Here is a 17,358-nt window from a genome sequence, read left to right as displayed (position 1 = left end):
ACCGCTGAACCGAGGATCGCCCCCCGTGAGTGTTGAACCGACCGCCGCAGGAAAGGCCGTCCGGCTACCGCGGGACGAGCGCCGTCGCCAGCTCCTGGCGGCAGCCCAGGAGGTCTTCGTGGGCAACGGCTACCACGGGGCCGCCATGGATGACATCGCGGTGGCGGCCCGGGTGAGCAAGCCCGTGCTGTACCAGCACTTCCCCGGCAAGCGGGACCTCTACCTCGCGTTGCTGGACAGCCACCTGGCCGAGCTGACGCAGTTGCTGGTCGATGCCCTGCGCTCCACCGACGACAACAAGCTGCGCGTGCACGCGACCATGCGCGCCTACTTCCAGTTCATCGCCCAGGACAGCAAGGCGCACCGGCTGGTCTTCGAATCCGACATCAGCAACGAGCCCGATGTCAGCAGCCGGCTGGAGGCCTTCAACGCCCACTTCGCGGGCGCGATCGCCGGGGTGATCGCCGACGACACCCAGCTGTCCATGGTGGAGGCGACCCTGCTCGGCCGCGGCCTGGCGGGCATGGCGCAGATCAGCGCGCGCTACTGGCTGGAGACCGACGGGAGCCTCGACATCGATGCCGCGGCGGAGCTGATCTACCGTTTAGCTTGGCGCGGAATCAGCCGTTTCCCCAAGGAGATCTAGGGTAGGTTTCGAAGCAGCACCAGGCTCACACAACAGGAGGCACGCGCCGTGGAAGTCAAGATCGGTATCCAGAACGTCAACCGGGAGATCATCCTCGAATCCTCCGAGAGCGCGGACGCCATCGCCGAGCTCGTGGGGCAGGCCCTGGGCGGCACGGAGCTGCGGCTCAAGGATTCCAAGGGCCGCCTCGTGATCGTCCCGACGGGCGTCCTCGGCTACGTCGAGATCGGCGCCGAGGAGACCCGCCGCGTCGGGTTCGGTGCGCTCTAGCAGTACCGAGTACCCCGAACGGCAGCCGGAGAGCAGGACCGGCGACAGGAGGGCCCGCAGCCACCGGCTGCGGGCACTCCTGCGTTGCAGGCAGCCCTACGCGGTGAGCCCCAGCGCACTCATGCGCCGTGAGTGGTTGCGGGTGAGCTCGGAGAAGAGCGCCGTCGTGTGCTGCGTGTGGTCCGGCTCGTCGGCGAACAGGAGGCCGGCCAGGTCCCCGCGTTCGATGCCCACGCGCTGCGCCTGGGTCAGCGCCTCGCCCACGAGCCGGCGCCCCCACAGGGCGAGGCGCGACGCGAGGCGGGGATCGTCGGAGAGCGCCTCCCTGAGGCGGCGCTGCAGGTGGGCGGCCCCTTCCCCGGAGTCGATGGTGCTGATGAGCCGGCGGGTCCGCGGATCGAGGGTGTCGGCCAGCGATCGGTAGAAGTCCCTGGAGAAGGCGTCGAGGACGTAGGCCTTCATGAGCGATTCGTACCAGTCGCCCGGGCGGGTTCGCTCATGGAAGGCATCGATCGAGGGCTGGAAGGGTGCCATCGCCTCCTCGATCGTGACGCCGAGTTCGCCTACGAACCGGCCCACCATCTCGAAGTGCTCGAATTCCTGCACGGCGAGGCGGCCGAGGCTCGCACGGTCGGCGAGACTCGGTGAGAAGCGTGCATCCGAGGACAGGCGCTCGAAGCCGGACAGCTCTCCATAGGCGACGACGCCGAGCAGATCGGTGATGAAGCGCGCATAGACGGGATTCGCCAGCGGGTCCTCGACACCGTCCGGGACGGTGCTCGCCGCGGCCGGGGCCGTCGGACCCTCGTCCGCGCTGCTCACGTGCGCACCTGTGACACTCGCGGCGCCCGTGGGAGCCGGCGCGGGGGACGGGCTCTTGGGCGCGGCCGCCGAGGGCCCGACGGACCCGGCGCGCTTCCGTTCGGTTGCCGAGAGGGCCGTGCTGTCGGAGGAGCCGTTGTTCATTCTGCTAAGAGTACGCACTCCAGGGGGTGCGGCAACCTGCCCCGCCCCGCCAGGGTCCGTCCCGAACCGCCGTCGCGGGTCTCTGCCCGTCACCTTTCACCGGGGGACCAGGCACGACCTGCCGGTGCTCGCGGATGACGGCCGATCCCGCGCTCGTCTCTGCGGTCGGTGCGTTGTCCGTCACCCGCCGGATGGCGCTCGTCCTGCCCATCTAGCAGGCGAAGGGACCGGACACGCGGCGGCACCGCGTCCCGAAGGCTGCGGCGTCGCTCCGCCCCCGGTAGTGCCCGATCCCGGGTCCGCGCCGCTGCGCCTGCGACTGCGACTGCCGGAAGTCTGCGACGTGCATTACCGTATTGCCTGTGCCCGCACAGCATATGGACCTCAGGGATCGGGAGTCCCACCAGCGCCTCACCGAGTCGCTGCGATCCCTCCGCGAGGAACTCGGCATCCGCGAGCAGTTCCCCGAGGGCGTCCTGCACGAGGCCGACGCCTCGGTGGCCGCGCACACCCTGCCCTCCACCGACCTCCGCGCACTGCCCTTCCTGACGATCGACCCGCCCGGCTCCACCGACCTCGACCAGGCGGTGCACTTCGCACGCCGCCGGGGTACCGGGTCTGCGGCGTACGAGGTCTGGTACGCCATCGCCGACGTACCGCTCTTCGTCGAGGCCGGGGGTGCGATCGACGCCGAGGCGAGACTCCGCGGGCAGACCCTCTACGCGCCGGACGGGCGGATCTCCCTCCACCCGGAGGTCATCTCGGAGGATGCGGCGAGCCTGCTCCCCGACCGCGACCGCCCCGCGTTCGTCTGGCACTTCCTGCTGGACGCCGCGGCGGAGGTCGAATCCGCCACCGTCCGCCGCGCCACGGTCCGCAGCCGCCGCCAACTCACGTACGCGCAGGTGCAGGCGGAGATCGACGCCGGCACCGCCGACGAGCAGCTCATGCTCCTGCAGGAGATCGGCCTGCTCCGGATCCGGCAGGAACTCGATCGCGGGGGCGCGAGCCTCAACCTGCCACGCCAGGAGATCATCTATGCCGGCGGGAGCTACGGCATCATCACGGAACCGGCCCTGCCGTGCGAGGACTGGAACGCCCAGATCTCGCTCATGACGGGCATGGCCGCCGCGCGCATGATGCTCGACGGCGGCATCGGCATCCTGCGGACGATGCCCGAGCCGGACGACGGCGCCCTCGGCAAGTTCCGGCGCCAGTCCGAGGCGCTCGAGCACCCCTGGCCCCCGGACATGCCCTACGGCGCCTTCCTCCGCACCCTCGACGTCGCCGAACCCCGGCATCTCGCCCTCATGCACGCGGCCGCGTCGCTGTTCCGCGGCGCAGGGTACACGGCGTTCGACGGCGAGGTACCGGACGCCGTCGTGCAGTCGGCCATCGCCGCACCGTACGCGCATGCCACCGCTCCCCTCCGGCGGCTCGTGGACCGCTTCGTGCTCGTGACGTGCGAGTCGCTGTGCAGCGAGAACGAGGTGCCCGCCTGGGTCCGGGCGGCCCTGCCGGAACTCAACGCGCTCATGGCGTCGTCGAACCAGACGGCGTCCCGCCTCGACTCGGGGGCCATGGACGCGGTGCAGGCCGCACTGCTGAGCAACCGCATCGGCGAGGCCTTCTCCGCCGTCGTCCTGCAGGGCTCACCCCCGGCGATCGAGGATGCACCCGGGAAGCAGGCACCCCGCCTGTCCGGGACCGTGCAGGTCACCGAACCCGCACTCGAGGCCACCTGCTACGGAGAGCTGGTGGCCGGGGAACGGGTCACGGTGGTCCTGCTGGAAGCCGACATCGCGCGCCGGCGCATCCGCTTCGAGGTGAAGCCGACGGACGCGCCCTCACGCAGCCCGCGATGACGCCGCGCAGGGGGCGGGCAGGGTAGGCTTGCCGTGTAGTAATGGATGCCCGGTCGTTATCCCTCGATAACCCGCAGTACCTACTCGATCCCGAGTTCCCCGCAGGCGCAGGTCTCACTCCGCCGCCCGCACGCAGTCGCAAGCCCGCGATCGGCTTCCACTGGACGCCCTGCGCCCGCCGATACGCTCCGCCGCGGATGGATCCCATTCGAAGCGTCGAGCCTCAGCGGCCGCTCGGCCTGAATGAACGGTAGAACGTGCAGAACACACACCACGATACGAACACAGGCGCCGGCGACACCGTGGCCGACAGCCACCACCTCGTCGCGGACAACTCCCCCGACGTCATCGACGTCGAGGAGACGCTGATCACCACGGCGGAGCCGCACGCGGCCGTGCCGGAGACCTTCGCGGACTTCAACGTCCGCCCCGACATCGTCGAGTCCCTCGCCGACGCCGGGATCATCCACCCCTTCCCCATCCAGGCGATGACCCTGTCGATCGCCCTCGGCGGCCACGACATCATCGGCCAGGCGAAGACCGGAACGGGCAAGACCCTCGGATTCGGCATCCCCGCCATCCAGCGCGTCGTCGGCCCGGAGGACGAGGGCTACGACCGCCTCCCGGTGCCCGGCGCCCCGCAGGCGCTCGTCGTCGTGCCGACCCGCGAGCTCGCGGTCCAGGTCGCGAGCGACCTGACGACGGCGGCGAAGAAGCGCAACGCGCGCATCGTCACCATCTACGGCGGACGCGCGTACGAACCGCAGATCGAGGCCATCAAGAAGGGCGTCGAGATCGTGGTCGGAACGCCCGGGCGCCTGATCGACCTGTACAAGCAGAAGCTGCTCGTCCTCAAGAACGTGAAGATCGTGGTGCTGGACGAGGCCGACGAGATGCTCGATCTCGGCTTCCTGCCCGACGTCGAGACCCTCATCGCCGCGACTCCCCCCGTGCGCCAGACGCTCCTGTTCTCCGCGACCATGCCCGGTCCCGTCATCGCGATGGCCCGCCGCTACATGACCCAGCCCACGCACATCCGGGCCGCGGACCCCGAGGACGAGGGCATCACCAAGAAGGACATCCGCCAGGTCATCTACCGCGCGCACAACCTGGACAAGGCCGAGGTCGTCGCCCGGATCCTGCAGTCCCGCCACCGCGGGCGCACGATCATCTTCTGCAAGACCAAGCGCACCGCCGCGAAGCTCTCCGAGGAGCTCATCGACCGCGGGTTCGCGGCCGGTGCCATCCACGGGGACCTCGGCCAGGGCGCCCGCGAGCAGGCCCTGCGCGCCTTCCGCGGCGACAAGATCGACGTCCTCGTCGCCACCGAGGTCGCCGCCCGCGGCATCGACGTCGAGGACATCACGCACGTCATCAACTACCAGTGCCCCGAGGACGAGAAGGCCTACCTGCACCGCGTCGGCCGCACGGGCCGTGCCGGCAAGAAGGGGACGGCGGTCACCTTCGTGGACTGGGACGATCTCCCGCGCTGGGGCCTCATCAACAAGGCCCTCGGACTCGACGCGCCGGAGCCCGTGGAGACCTACTCGTCGTCACCGCACCTGTACGCGGAGCTCGACATCCCCGAGGGCACCAAGGGACGCCTGCCCCGCAAGGACCGCAGGCTCGCGGGGATCAACGCCGAGGTGCTCGAGGACCTCGGCGAGACCGGCAAGCGCGGCGGCGGACGCCCGGACGCACGGACCGACGGCGGACGCGACGGCGGACGTGGGCGTTCGCAGTCGGGTGGACGCGGCGGACAGCGCCGCGACGGCGACGCGGGTGGAGCATCGGGCGAGGGGTCACGCGGCTCGCGCGGCCGGGGTCGCGGGGGCAACCGGAGCCAGGACGCCGACGCACCGGCCGCCCAGGGCGCTCCGGCGGCGTCGGCCGGCACCACCGACGGTGCGACCGGCGGCGGACGCCGTCGGGCCGGTGAGGGTGAGGCACCGTCGGGTGACCGGCCGCGCCGCAGCCGGACCCGGCGCCGCAACGGCGAGGTCGTCGCTAATCCTGCCGGCGGCGCAGAGGACTAGCGCTCGGTGACCGAGCTTCCTGCGCCGTCCGCGGCTCCCCCGTGGAGCCCGGACGGCGCCAACCTCGTGGTGCACGCCGACAACGCGGAGTACCTGGCCCTGCTGCCGGACGCCGCCTTCACGATGATCTACGTGGATCCGCCGTTCAACACCGGACGGGTCCAGCGCCGCCAGCAGACCACCATGGTGCGCGCGGTCGGGGGTTCCGGAGACCGTGTGGGGTTCAAGGGCAAGTCCTACTCGACGGTCAAGGGAGCGCTCGCGAGCTACGACGACGCCTTCGAGGACTACTGGGACTTCCTGGCGCCACGCCTCGCCGAGGCCTGGCGGCTCCTCGCCGACGACGGCACGCTCTACGTGCACCTGGACTACCGCGAGGTGCACTACGCCAAGGTCATGCTGGACGCCCTGTTCGGGCGGGACTGCTTCTTGAACGAGATCATCTGGGCCTACGACTACGGCGCCCGGGCGAAACGCCGATGGCCCGCGAAACACGACAACATCCTCGTGTACGTGAAGAACCCGTCCGGCTACCACTTCGACAGCGCCGAGGTGGACCGCGAACCCTACATGGCACCGGGCCTGGTGACGGCGGAGAAGGCGGCCCTCGGCAAACTGCCGACCGACGTCTGGTGGCACACCATCGTGTCCCCCACGGGTCGGGAGAAAACGGGCTACCCCACCCAGAAACCGGAGGGCCTGCTGCGCCGCGCCGTGGCGGCGAGCAGCCGCGAGGGCGACTGGGTGCTCGACTTCTTCGCGGGGTCCGGGACGCTCGGCGCCGTCGCGGGGAAGCTGGGCCGCCGCTTCGTCTGCGTGGACAGCAACCCACAGGCCATCGAGGTCATGCGGACCCGTCTGGCGGCCTGGACCTGACGTCGCCGCGGGCCGGCGATCCCCGGACTGTCGCCTGCATCGGAGCGTACCGGCCGGAGGGAAACGCGTACTACGCCCCGCCAGCCCTTCGCGCGCGAGTGTTTACAGTGCCCCCCGGCAGTCGTAGTGTGCTCATCGAGCAAGGCTGGACCCAAGCGTCGAGAACGGGAGCTGAGCACTATGAGGAAGAACAAGGTCGCCGTCACCGCCCTGGCCACCGCGAGCCTGGTCCTCGCACTGCTGGGCGGAAGCCCCATGTCGCCCGCACAGGCCGCCGACAAACCCCTGATCGGCCTGACCTTCGACGACGGGCCCTCGCCCGAGCGCACCGCGTTCGTCCTCGACGTCCTCAAGCAGAAGAACGTCAAGGCGACGTTCTTCGTCCAGGGCTCCAACGTTGAGCGCTACCCCGATCTCGTCCGCCGGATCAAGGCCGAGGGGCACGTGATCGGCAACCACTCGTGGGACCACCCCGATTTCCCCAGCATCAGTGCGACGAGGCAGAAGCAGCAGATCGACCGGACCAATGCCGCCATCAGGACCGTCACGGGTGAGGCGCCCAAGCTCATGCGCTTCCCGTACGGCAACAGCACCTCCTCCGCCACGGGCTACCTCAGGACCATCGGGATGAGCGGCGGGGTCCTCTGGCGCTGGAACGTCGGCAATCCAGGCGATTTCGAATGCCCCGGTGCGGCCGGCGTCCAGAAGTTCGTGATGGCGGAGGCTGCGCCGGGCGCGATGATCCTGCTCCACGACGCCGAGGACGTCCTGTCCTGCCCCGCGTCCCAGTGGACCTACCTGGCCAGGACCATCGACGCACTGCGGGCCAAGGGGTACGAGTTCGGCGTGGTCGCTCCCTCGTCCAGTGCCAACCCGGTCAATCAGGGCTCGCCAGCCGTCGTGGTCGCGCCTGCCGCGAGGTGATCCCACTGACGATCGACAGCCTTCGGCGCCGCCCCGGTCCTAGCCGACCGCCGCGCCCGTGGCGAGGGCCCGGATGGCGTCGAAGGTCTCCTGCGCGGTGACGTTCTCGCCCAGCAGGTTCGGCTTGCCGCGCCCGTGGTAGTCGCTCGAGCCCGTCATGAGCAGTCCGCGGTTCCGCGCGATCCGCCGCAGCTTCACGCGGGCGCTCTCGGGGTTGTCCCGGTGTTCCACCTCGAGGCCCAGCAGACCCGCGTCGATCATCTCGTCGAGGACGGCTCCGCCCGCCACGGCGCCTCGGGTGAAGGCTGACGGGTGGGCGAAGACGGGGACCCCGCCGGCGTCGCGGATGAGCGCGACGGCGTGCGCGGGATGCGGTGCGTAGTGGCTGACCCAGTAGGGTGAGCGCGCGGTCAGGATGGTCTCGAAGGCCTCGGATCGCGTGGCCACGATGCCGAGCGTGATCAGCGCATCGGCGATGTGCGGGCGCCCCACGGTGGCACCCTCCGTCACGTGCTGCTCCACGAGCTCCCAGGTGATCGGGAAGTCCTCCCCCATCAGTTCGACCATGCGGCGTGCACGCGTCAGGCGGGCCGTCCGCGACTTCTCGATCTCGGTGAGCAGACCGGGATGCAGCGGGTCGTGCAGATAGGAGAGCACGTGCACGCTGATGCCCGTGTCCGTCTGGCAGGACACCTCCATGCCGGGGATGAAGGCGATGCCGAGGGTGGTGGCTGCGGCCCGGGCCCGGTCCCAGCCGGCCGTCGAGTCGTGGTCGGTGAGGGCGACGGCGTCCAGCCCCGCGGCTGCCGCGGACCGGATGAGGACGTCGGGGTCCTCGGTGCCGTCCGAGACGTTGGAATGCGTGTGCAGATCGATTCTCACCGGATCCAATCTACGCGTACCCGGCGCGAGGCCTCGCCAGGACGCCTGCGACCGTCCCGGCTGCCTCGCGCCCGGATGCGCCGCTCACCGGGATGATCCTCCCCGCCACATGCCCGTCCTCGCTCCGGGGCCAGACTTTCCCGCGGTACGGCCTCGGTGGGAGGATGACGGGGTGAGCTCTGACGACACCGCACCCGCATCCCTGAATCCCACCGACTCCCCCGAGGGCCAGGCCCTCTCGGACCGGAACGACAACCGCTCCCAGCGGCCCGACTCCGAGGCCTTCAAGGCCTTCATGGCGGGCAACTGGGCACCGGCCTCCGGGGAACTCCCCGCCGCGTCGCCCGTCGCCCCGCACGCCGCACGCCGCCGGCGGGCCATCTCCGACCGCTTTCCCGGCGAGCGCATCGTGGTCCCCGCGGGCCCCTTCAAGGTGCGCTCGAACGACACCGACTACCGCTACCGCCCCCATTCCGGCTTCGCCCACCTGACCGGCCTCGGCCTCGACCACGAGCCCGACGCCGTGCTCGTCCTCGAGCCCGTGGAGCAGGGCACCGGCGACGACGGCGGCAACCACACCGCAACGCTGTACTTCCGCGAACCCGCCGGACGCGACAGCGACGAGTTCTATGCGAACGCCCGCTACGGCGAGTTCTGGATCGGCCAGCGCCTGTCCATGGCCCAGATCGAGGCCCAGCTCGCGCTGAGGACCGCCGATCTCGCCGGGCTCGAGGTCGCCATCACGAAGGACGCCGGCGTGGTCGAGATCGGCGGCGTCGGCATCCGCCTGCTCCGCGAGGTCGACTTCAACGCCGATGCCCTCGTCGACACCTCGCGGATCAACACCGGGGTGGACCTCGAGAAGGCCGATGCCCTCGACGCCGTGCTCGCCGAGGTGCTGTCCGAGCTGCGGCTCGTCAAGGACGCCTGGGAGATCGAGCAGATGGAGGCGGCCGTCGCCGCGACGGTCGAGGGCTTCCACGAGGTGGTCCGGACCCTCCCGCGCGCCATCACGCACCCACGCGGGGAGCGGGTCGTCGAAGGCGCGTTCTTCACCCGTGCCCGCGAGGAGGGCAACGACCTCGGGTACGACACCATCGCCGCCTCCGGCAACAACGCCACCACGCTGCACTGGATCCGCAACACGGGTCATGTCCGTGCCGGGGATCTGATCCTGCTGGACGCCGGAGTCGAGGCCGAGAGCCTCTACACCGCCGACATCACCCGCACCCTGCCGGTGAACGGACGGTACACCGAGGTGCAGCGCCGGATCTACCAGGCGGTGCTCGACGCCGCCGACGCCGGTTTCGCGGCGGCCCGGCCCGGCCGGAAGTTCCGCGAGATCCACCACGCCGCGGTCACCGTGCTCGCCGAGAACCTGGATGCCTGGGGACTCCTGCCCGTCTCCCTCGAGGAGGCGCTGGCACCCGAGGGCCAGCACCACCGGCGGTGGATGCCGCACGGGACCAGCCACCACCTCGGCATGGACGTCCACGACTGCGCCCAGGCCAAACGCGAGCTCTACCTCGACGGGGTCCTCACCGAAGGCATGGTGTTCACCATCGAACCGGGCCTCTACTTCAAGGCCGAGGATCTCGCGGTCCCCGAGGAGTACCGCGGGATCGGCGTACGCATCGAGGACGACATCCTCATGACGGCCGAGGGCCCGGTCAACCTCAGCGCGGCCCTCCCCCGCACGCCCGGGGACGTCGAGGACTGGATGGGTGGCATCTGGGGCAGCACCGGCGAGTAGCCCGACCGGCGCAACCAAGGAACGAAGGCAGGGACCCCGGTCGGGTCCCTGCCTTCGTGCGTCGGGCGCCGTCGTCGTCCGACGCCGCCCGGGCTCTAGCGCTGCCCGCCTGCCGCGGTCGAGCCGTGCCCGCCGCCGTCGGCACGCGGTCCGGGTCCGGTGCGGGTGCTGTCGCCGGGGCCCGCCGCGGGCGTCCCGTCCCCCTGGCCGTCCACGCGTTCGCCGTACTGCGGCCGTCCGTCCGGGAGGTCGGGGAACTGTCCCCGCCGGGGACCCGTGGTGCCGAGGCCTGCGGTCTGGCCCTCGTCCGGCCCGGGCTGCTCCGGCTGGGTCTCCTGCTGCGGCTGCGGCTGCTGCTGACCCGCGTAGGGGTCGTTCCACGAGGCGGGGCGCTGCGGCGGCTGGCCCGGCTGCCGGCCCGGTGCCTGCCCCCAGGCGGAGGGGTTGGCGCCCGGATGCTGCGCCTGGCCGTTCATGGGCAGCTGCTGCAGGAGCCTGCGGGCCTCCGCGGCGAGCTCCGGTTCGACGATCACGTCGTAGCTCGTCGCCACGACCTGACTGGTCGAGGTGAAATCGCGCTTGCCCCGCTGGAACGCGTAGGTGATGACACCGAAGAGCAGCCAGAATATGGCGCCGAGGACGATCGACGAGGTGATGGTGACCCCCGACTCGCTCCCCGCGAACAGGCTGAGGATGAGTCCCACGAACAGGCCGAACCATGCGCCGGTCGCCGCACTGCCGAGCGCCACCCGAGGGTAGCTGAGGCGCCCCGTGACCCGTTCCACGGTCTTCAGGTCGTTGCCGATGATGGCCACCCGCTGAACCGCGAACTTGTTGTCGGCGAGGTAGTCGACGGCCTTCTGGGCATCCAGGTAGCTGGTGTACCGGCCGATCGGCTCGCCCGTGGGCAGTACCCGGCCGAGGTCGCGGGCGGCGGTGGTTCCAAGTGGTGGTGTGGACATGCTCTCCATTCTTGCCTACCGCTCCGGCTGATGGGAGGCACTTCGCCCGGAGAGAACTGCCGGTCCGCTGGACGTGTCCTGACCGGTGGCTGGACGGGTGTCGCCCCGACCGACTCTGATGCCGTCCTGACGTGCCGCGCCCGATAGCCTAGGGAGGTGACTACCAACTCGACCCGCGTCTTCGTGGCCCGACTCCTGGGCCTCGACGTCTTCGACCCGCTCGGTGACCGCCTCGGTCGCCTGCGGGACGCCGTCGTGCTGGACCGCGGCCCCACCAAACCGCCGCAGGTCATCGGCCTCGTCGTCGAGGTGCCCGGCAAGAAGCGCGTCTTCGTGCCCATGACCCGCATCACCTCCATGGACCCGTCCCAGATCATCTGCACCGGCCTCGTCAACCTGCGCCGCTTCGAGCAGCGCGGCGCCGAGATGCTCATGGTCGCCGAACTCTTCGACCGCCGCCTGACCCTGCGTGACGGCAGCGGGAACGCCGTCGTCGAGGACGTCGCGATGGAGCGCAACAGGACCGGCGACTGGCACGTGTCGCAGCTCTTCGTGCGCCGCGGCGGCTCGTCGCCCCTGCGCGGGCTGCGCCGCGGCGGGGAACGCCTCATCATCGACTGGCTCGACGCCTTCCACGGCACCACGGACGAACCGCAGGGAGCCACCCAGTTCGTCGCCCAGCATGACGACCTCAAGGCCGCCGACTTCGCGGACGCCCTGCACGAGATGAACGACAAGCGGCGCATCGAGGTGGCCGGCGAACTGCAGGACGACCGGCTCGCCGACGTGCTGCAGGAACTGCCCGATCACGACCAGGTCCAGATCCTGACGTCCCTGACGCGCGAGCGAGCGGCCGACGTCCTCGAGGAGATGGACCCCGACGACGCCGCGGACCTCCTCAACGAGCTCCCCGAGGCGCAGAAGGAGGAGCTCCTCCAACTCATGGAGCCCGACGACGCCGAGGACGTGCGCCGCCTGCTCGAGTACGAGGAGGACACCGCAGGGTCCCTCATGACCACCGTGCCGGTGATCCTGCCGCCGGAGGCGACCGTCGCGGAGGCACTCGCCCACGTGCGGCGTGAGGAACTGACCCCCGCGCTGGCGTCCTCGATCTTCGTCTGCCGCCCACCCCTGGAGACGCCGACCGGCCGCTACCTCGGCGTCGTGCACATCCAGCAGCTGCTGCGCTACCCACCGCCGGAGCCCCTCGGCAACATCATCGACACCGACCTCGAGGCGATCGGCGACCAGTCGAACGTCAGCGAGGTGTCGCGCATCCTCGCGACCTACAATCTGAATTCGCTGCCCGTCGTCAACACGGAGGGCCGGCTCGTCGGCGCCGTGACCGTCGACGACGTGCTGGACCACCTGCTGCCCGACGACTGGCGGGCACAGGACGATGCACCCGTACAGAAGCGAGGCGACCGCCGTGGTTGAGAAGATCAGGTCGAGCTCACGTGGACTGGACACGCCCCGGGTGGTCCGGAAGCGCTTCCTCCTGAGGCCGCGGCCCAACCCGGACCGCTTCGGCAGCGCGACGGAGAACTTCGCCCGCTTCATGGGCACGCCCCAGTTCCTGCTGTACATGACGGTGTTCTGCATCATCTGGCTCGTCTGGAACACTTTCGCGCCGGCGGACTTCCGCTTCGACAGCGCGGCGCTCGGGTTCACCGCGCTCACCCTGATGCTGTCCCTCCAGGCCTCCTACGCGGCTCCCCTGCTGCTGCTCGCCCAGAACCGGCAGGACGACCGCGACAGGGTCTCGCTGCGGCAGGACCGCCAGCGCGCCGAACGGAACCTGTCGGACACCGAGTACCTGACGCGGGAGATCGCCGAGCTGCGCATCGCACTGCGCGAGGTCGCCACCCGCGACTACGTGCGCTCCGAGCTCCGGTCCATCCTGGAGGAGCTGCTCGAGACGACGGACGGGCAGGAACTCACGCTGCAGAAGCGGAAACCGCGCAAGCCGTCCGAGAACACCGTCGCCCTGCCGAAGGTCCCGGCCGCCGGGAGGAAACAGTCCCGGTGAGCCGCGACCTGCCCACCGAGGAGGCCGTGCGCTCGGCCCTGGACACGGTCATCGATCCCGAGCTGCGCCGTCCCATCACCGAGCTCGGCATGCTCGAGTCCGTGGAGATCGTCGGGCGGACGGTGCGGATCCGCGTCCTGCTGACCATCGCGGGCTGCCCGCTGCGCGACACCATCGTGCATGATGCCGAGGCGGCCCTCTCCGCCGTCGACGGCGTGGACGGCACCGAGGTGGACCTCGGGGTCATGACCCAGCAGCAGCGCGACGCCCTGAAGGAGCAGCTGAAGGGCGCGGGCGGGCGCCGCGGCATCCCCTTCAACGATCCCGAATCGCTGACCCGGGTCTACGCGGTGGCGAGCGGCAAGGGCGGCGTCGGCAAGTCGAGCGTCACGGTCAACCTCGCCGTCGCCATGGCCGCGCAGGGTCTCCGCGTGGGCATCGTGGACGCCGACGTCTACGGTTTCTCCGTCCCCGCCCTCATGGGCATCACGCAGCAGCCCACACGGGTGGACGAACTCATCCTGCCGCCGGTCGCCCACGGCGTGAAGGTGATCTCGATCGGCATGTTCGTCGAGGGCAACCAGCCCATCTCCTGGCGCGGCCCCATGCTGCACCGCGCCCTCGAGCAGTTCCTCACGGACGTCTACTTCGGGGACCTCGACGCGCTGTTCCTGGACCTCCCCCCGGGCACCGGCGACATCGCCATCTCCGTCGCCCAGCTGCTCCCGGCCTCCGAGCTGCTGGTGGTCACCACGCCGCAGAGCGCTGCCGCGGACGTCGCCGAGCGGGCCGGTGCCATGGCCGCGCAGACCGGGCAGGGCGTCGCCGGGGTCATCGAGAACATGTCCTGGCTCGAACTCCCCGACGGCACCCGGCTGGAGCTGTTCGGGGCCGGCGGCGGCAGCGCGGTCGCAGCGCGGTTGTCGACGACGCTCGGCTCCCAGATCCCGCTGCTCGGCAGCATCCCGCTGGACGTGGCCCTCCGGGAGGGCGGCGACGCCGGCATGCCGCTCGTCCTGCAGGGAGGCGGTTCGGCGGCGGGCGCGGAACTGGAGTCCATCGCCGGCGCCCTCGCACGGCGGCCCCGCGGGCTGGCGGGACTGAAACTGCCGGTCAGCGTCCGCTGAGGGCTCCGACGCACCGCGGGAACGGTCCTAGGTCGCCTCGAGGTCGTACGGCGCGGCCTGGCCCGCGGGCAGCCGGGGGCCCACCGGCACGGGGAGGGCGGGGCGCGCGGCGCCCGGTGTGGCGGCCGCTGGAACGGTTCTGGGGGCGCCCTGACTGACGGGCTTGAAGGCGTCCTCGACGTCGTCGAGCAGCGCTTCCTTGATGATGCGCCGGGGATCGTACTGGCGCGGATCGAGCTTCCGCCAGTCCACCTCGTCGAGTTCGGGGCCCACTTCCTCGCGGAGCTGCTCCCGTGCCCCGGTCGCCATGCGCCGGAGCCCCTTCACGAGCCGGGCGAGCTGGGCAGCGTACTCCGGAAGCCGCTCCGGGCCGAGCACCATGACGGCGATCAGCGCCAGGACCACGAGTTCGAGACCGTTGATTCCCAACACGTGAAAAGACTACCTTCCCGTTCCGCACCGGACCTATCCGGCGTCGTCCTGCGGGTGGGTGATCATCGACAGGCCCCGGATGATGCGCCCCACCATCGAGTCCTCCCGCCCCTGCGGAGCGAGGGAGAGCTGGGCGTGCTCCGTCGTGACGAGCTGGCTGAGTGTCTGCGGCATGGAGGCCGGTGGGAGGTCCGAGACCACGGTGTAGGTGACCGATGGCGAATCGAGGACCGCCTGCCAGGGCGCCCCGGCTCGGACCCAGACGTCCTGGGCCGCACCGCCGACGTGCTCGAAACCGTCCGAGACCACGCTGTTGCCGGTGACGGCGTTGCGGGGAGCCGCGGAGGCCCTCCGGTCCATGCCCGCGCCGCCGACCTTCCGCTGCTCGTACACGGTCACCGTGTCGCCGTCGTTCTCGAGGACGAGTTCGAGCGTCGGCCTGCCGCCCACGGTGATGCCCTCCGCACTCTGCAGCGTGAAGCCGAGCGCCTCGAGTTCCGGGCAGTACCAGCCGCCGGCCCGCAGCGTCTCGAGCTGGTCCGTGTCGAGGAAGGTCGGTGTCCGGGGGGCGACCGCCTCCCAGCCCGACCGCACCGCCGCCGCCCCGGTCATCGAGCCCCCTGCCACGGGCCTGGCTTCCGAGCCCACCACGTAGGCGGAGGCGAGGATGGCGGCGGCGACGACGGCGGAGCCGCCGGCCACGGCGAGGACCGTCGGGCGGAGGCGACGGGGTTCGGCGCGCTCGTGGTGGTCGCCGACGAAGGCCGTACTCGAGCGGGCAGGGAGTCCGCGGGGCTCCGGAGCGCCATCGGGCCCTGAAGAGAGCAGCCGGCGCTGGAAGTCCGGATGCGGCTGCGGACGGCTGAGGCCCAGCAGCGTGCTCTTCAGGTCGCGGATCCGCACGAGGGCAGCCGCACAGGACGGGCAGCGGGCGACATGCCGTTCCACGGCGATGCGCCGTCGATCCGACAGCTCACCGTCCACGAGGTCCTGGAGGGAGCGATGGGGATGGAGCATGACTTTCAGCCCAGGCCCGCGATCCGCGGGACACCCAGGGCGGAACCACTCCTGCCGGCCGTACGGGGGTCGCGGTGCGCGAGCTTCTCCCGCAGCATGGTCCGGCCCCGGTGGATGCGCGAGCGCACGGTGCCGAGCTTGACCCCGAGCACCCGGCCCACCTCGTCGTACGCGAGCCCTTCGAGATCGCAGAGCACCACGGCGGCGCGGAAGTCGGGCGGGAGTTCCTCCAGGGCGGCCTGGACGTCGATGTCGAGGTTGTTGAACTCGAAGCTGCGCTCGGGGCCGGGGTGCTTGCTGGGCAGGCGGCTCTCCGCCTCCTCCGTCAGCCCGTCGAACCGGATGCGGGTCTTGCGGCGCGCCTGGTCGAGGAAGAGGTTCGTGGTGATGCGGTGCAGCCAGCCGTCGAGGGTTCCGGGCTTGAAGTTCGCGAGCGAGCGGAAGACCCTGACGAAGACCTCCTGCGTGAGGTCCTCGGCGTCGAACCTGTTGCCGGTGAGCCGGTAGGCCAGCCGGTAGACCTTGGGCGAGTAGGTGGTGACGACCTCCTCCCACGACGGCGCCACCCAGGGGTTGCCGTGCTCATCGAGGATCGGCGCATCCGCGGCAGGGAGTTCCTCCCCGGCCGCCTCGGCCGCCTTCGCACTGGACATCATGTTCCCCTCTTCGCCTCGACTTCCGGACCTGATCCGCCCGTCGCCGTGGGGCGCGGACGGTGGTGACAGGGATTCGAGACTGTGCTCGCGCCGGATGTCCCGAACGAAAAGTCTTTCCCACCAAGCTGGGAACTCGCTGGCAGGTGCGCGGGCGTACGCCCGCGCCCGTCCCCGCATGGAAGTGCGCCCGCGCCGCACAGTAGTGTTGGGGCGGGGCTCCGGCCTGCCGACGGCCCCCGAAATCTCCCGCGCTCACAGAATGGATGTCCATGGCCGCCGACAAACACAGCAGCTGGTCCTACACCGAAGGACTCCCCGAGGAGGACGACACCCTGCTCAGGGCGCGCGATAGGTCTCACGAACTCGGGGTCAGCCCTGTGACACCGGCCGTCGGGGCGGCCCTGACCGTGCTCGCGGCGGCGTCCAAGGCGACGACGGCGGTCGAGGTCGGCGCCGGCGCGGGCGTCTCCGGTGTCTGCCTGCTGCGGGGCCTGGGCCGGAACGCGGTCCTGACGACCATCGACTCCGACGTGGACCACCTCCGTGCCGCGCGGGAGGCGTACGCGGAGGCGGGCATCCCGTCCAACCGGACGCGGACCATCTCCGGGCGCGCCGCGGACGTGCTCCCCCGCCTCACCGATGCGGCCTACGACCTGGTCTTCATCGACGCCGACAAGCCGGGACTCCCCGTGTACGTCGAACAGGCCACGCGCCTGCTGAAGGACGGCGGCATCATGATCGTCAACGACGCTCTGGACCAGGACCGGGTGGCGGAGCCGGCCGTCCGCGAGCAGTCCACCAACACCCTGCGTCAGGTCGGCCGGATGGTCCGCGAGAACGACGCCCTCGTGTCCGCGCTCCTGCCCACCGGCAGCGGGCTCCTACTGGCGGTCAAGCAGCGCGCCTGACGGCTCGGC

The 17,358-nt window shown here is 70.8% G+C and carries 17 protein-coding genes; 11 read left to right on the top strand and 6 right to left on the bottom strand.

Going from position 1 to position 17,358, the window contains the following annotated elements; all coding sequences use genetic code 11:
- Positions 1-25: 25 nt before the first annotated feature.
- Both AC4D2E_RS03010 and AC4D2E_RS03005 read left to right on the top strand, forming a co-directional pair.
- Positions 26-646 carry a TetR/AcrR family transcriptional regulator gene (locus AC4D2E_RS03010; RefSeq protein ID WP_258069737.1) on the top strand — a complete coding sequence of 207 codons (621 nt, stop codon included), beginning with the start codon at positions 26-28 and terminating at the stop codon, positions 644-646.
- A gap of 48 nt (positions 647-694) precedes the next feature.
- Positions 695-916 (top strand): DUF3107 domain-containing protein, encoded by a 222-nt coding sequence (locus AC4D2E_RS03005; protein WP_104165992.1) that lies wholly within the window; start codon positions 695-697, stop codon positions 914-916.
- Positions 917-1,012: 96 nt separating this feature from the next.
- Here AC4D2E_RS03005 and AC4D2E_RS03000 read toward each other — a convergent pair whose 3' ends face one another.
- Positions 1,013-1,882 carry a ferritin-like fold-containing protein gene (locus tag AC4D2E_RS03000; protein WP_490909773.1) on the bottom strand — a complete coding sequence of 290 codons (870 nt, stop codon included), beginning with the start codon at positions 1,880-1,882 and terminating at the stop codon, positions 1,013-1,015.
- A 362-nt stretch (positions 1,883-2,244) separates the two neighbouring features.
- Here AC4D2E_RS03000 and AC4D2E_RS02995 point away from each other — a divergent pair, with 362 nt between their 5' ends.
- From AC4D2E_RS02995 to AC4D2E_RS02980, 4 genes are all read left to right on the top strand, one after another.
- Entirely contained in the window at positions 2,245-3,747 is a 1,503-nt protein-coding gene (locus AC4D2E_RS02995) for an RNB domain-containing ribonuclease (RefSeq protein WP_490909774.1), read from the top strand.
- A gap of 302 nt (positions 3,748-4,049) precedes the next feature.
- Positions 4,050-5,783: a DEAD/DEAH box helicase gene (locus AC4D2E_RS02990; RefSeq protein WP_490910525.1), complete on the top strand. Its 1,734-nt coding sequence runs from the start codon at positions 4,050-4,052 to the stop codon at positions 5,781-5,783.
- A 6-nt stretch (positions 5,784-5,789) separates the two neighbouring features.
- Positions 5,790-6,659, top strand: a complete 870-nt coding sequence (locus AC4D2E_RS02985) for a DNA-methyltransferase (protein ID WP_104165998.1) — start codon at positions 5,790-5,792, stop codon at positions 6,657-6,659.
- 180 nt (positions 6,660-6,839) lie between these two features.
- Entirely contained in the window at positions 6,840-7,583 is a 744-nt protein-coding gene (locus AC4D2E_RS02980) for a polysaccharide deacetylase family protein (RefSeq protein ID WP_490951605.1), read from the top strand.
- 39 nt (positions 7,584-7,622) lie between these two features.
- Here AC4D2E_RS02980 and AC4D2E_RS02975 read toward each other — a convergent pair whose 3' ends face one another.
- Positions 7,623-8,465 carry a PHP domain-containing protein gene (locus tag AC4D2E_RS02975; protein ID WP_490909775.1) on the bottom strand — a complete coding sequence of 281 codons (843 nt, stop codon included), beginning with the start codon at positions 8,463-8,465 and terminating at the stop codon, positions 7,623-7,625.
- A gap of 109 nt (positions 8,466-8,574) precedes the next feature.
- Here AC4D2E_RS02975 and AC4D2E_RS02970 point away from each other — a divergent pair, with 109 nt between their 5' ends.
- Entirely contained in the window at positions 8,575-10,218 is a 1,644-nt protein-coding gene (locus AC4D2E_RS02970; RefSeq protein WP_490951604.1) for an aminopeptidase P family protein, read from the top strand.
- 95 nt (positions 10,219-10,313) lie between these two features.
- On the opposite strand, the gene AC4D2E_RS02965 is transcribed toward AC4D2E_RS02970, so the two are convergent.
- Positions 10,314-11,180 carry a general stress protein gene (locus AC4D2E_RS02965; RefSeq protein WP_490909777.1) on the bottom strand — a complete coding sequence of 289 codons (867 nt, stop codon included), beginning with the start codon at positions 11,178-11,180 and terminating at the stop codon, positions 10,314-10,316.
- A gap of 156 nt (positions 11,181-11,336) precedes the next feature.
- Between AC4D2E_RS02965 and AC4D2E_RS02960 the strand changes: the two genes are divergently transcribed.
- The 3 genes from AC4D2E_RS02960 to AC4D2E_RS02950 are packed head-to-tail and all read left to right on the top strand — an operon-like array spanning position 11,337 to position 14,336.
- On the top strand, positions 11,337-12,617 hold the full coding sequence (locus AC4D2E_RS02960) for a magnesium transporter MgtE N-terminal domain-containing protein (protein ID WP_104166007.1): 1,281 nt from the start codon (positions 11,337-11,339) through the stop codon (positions 12,615-12,617).
- On the top strand, positions 12,610-13,209 hold the full coding sequence (locus AC4D2E_RS02955; protein WP_490909778.1) for a DUF1003 domain-containing protein: 600 nt from the start codon (positions 12,610-12,612) through the stop codon (positions 13,207-13,209). The genes AC4D2E_RS02960 and AC4D2E_RS02955 overlap by 8 nt, the downstream gene beginning before the upstream one ends.
- Entirely contained in the window at positions 13,206-14,336 is a 1,131-nt protein-coding gene (locus AC4D2E_RS02950; protein ID WP_258069741.1) for an Mrp/NBP35 family ATP-binding protein, read from the top strand. The genes AC4D2E_RS02955 and AC4D2E_RS02950 overlap by 4 nt, the downstream gene beginning before the upstream one ends.
- Before the next feature lie 27 nt (positions 14,337-14,363).
- Here AC4D2E_RS02950 and AC4D2E_RS02945 read toward each other — a convergent pair whose 3' ends face one another.
- From AC4D2E_RS02945 to sigE, 3 genes are read right to left on the bottom strand one after another with little or no spacing between them, the layout of a single operon-like run.
- Positions 14,364-14,768, bottom strand: coding sequence for a twin-arginine translocase TatA/TatE family subunit (locus AC4D2E_RS02945; protein ID WP_490909779.1), 405 nt, complete (start codon positions 14,766-14,768; stop codon positions 14,364-14,366).
- Between the two features lie 33 nt (positions 14,769-14,801).
- Positions 14,802-15,785, bottom strand: a complete 984-nt coding sequence (locus tag AC4D2E_RS02940; protein WP_490909780.1) for an anti-sigma factor family protein — start codon at positions 15,783-15,785, stop codon at positions 14,802-14,804.
- 5 nt (positions 15,786-15,790) lie between these two features.
- Positions 15,791-16,438, bottom strand: a complete 648-nt coding sequence (gene sigE, locus AC4D2E_RS02935; protein ID WP_490952310.1) for an RNA polymerase sigma factor SigE — start codon at positions 16,436-16,438, stop codon at positions 15,791-15,793.
- A 272-nt stretch (positions 16,439-16,710) separates the two neighbouring features.
- Between sigE and AC4D2E_RS02930 the strand changes: the two genes are divergently transcribed.
- Entirely contained in the window at positions 16,711-17,349 is a 639-nt protein-coding gene (locus AC4D2E_RS02930) for an O-methyltransferase (protein WP_104166014.1), read from the top strand.
- Positions 17,350-17,358: the final 9 nt, after the last annotated feature.

The sequence above is a fragment of the Arthrobacter sp. TJ-265 genome (genome assembly GCF_058269135.1).
The sequence above is the reverse complement of the archived record's forward strand: the minus strand, read 5'-3'. Positions and strand labels throughout refer to the sequence as shown.

What these genes read in the sequence shown, in the direction of transcription:
- sigE (WP_490952310.1), bottom strand. Translation starts at nt 16,438, where the DNA reads ATGTCCAGTGCGAAGGCGGCCGAGGCGGCCGGGGAGGAACTCCCTGCC.
- AC4D2E_RS02940 (WP_490909780.1), bottom strand. Translation starts at nt 15,785, where the DNA reads ATGCTCCATCCCCATCGCTCCCTCCAGGACCTCGTGGACGGTGAGCTG.
- AC4D2E_RS02970 (WP_490951604.1), top strand. Translation starts at nt 8,575, where the DNA reads ATGCCCGTCCTCGCTCCGGGGCCAGACTTTCCCGCGGTACGGCCTCGG.
- AC4D2E_RS02930 (WP_104166014.1), top strand. Translation starts at nt 16,711, where the DNA reads ATGGCCGCCGACAAACACAGCAGCTGGTCCTACACCGAAGGACTCCCC.
- AC4D2E_RS03000 (WP_490909773.1), bottom strand. Translation starts at nt 1,882, where the DNA reads ATGAACAACGGCTCCTCCGACAGCACGGCCCTCTCGGCAACCGAACGG.
- AC4D2E_RS02965 (WP_490909777.1), bottom strand. Translation starts at nt 11,180, where the DNA reads ATGTCCACACCACCACTTGGAACCACCGCCGCCCGCGACCTCGGCCGG.
- AC4D2E_RS02980 (WP_490951605.1), top strand. Translation starts at nt 6,840, where the DNA reads ATGAGGAAGAACAAGGTCGCCGTCACCGCCCTGGCCACCGCGAGCCTG.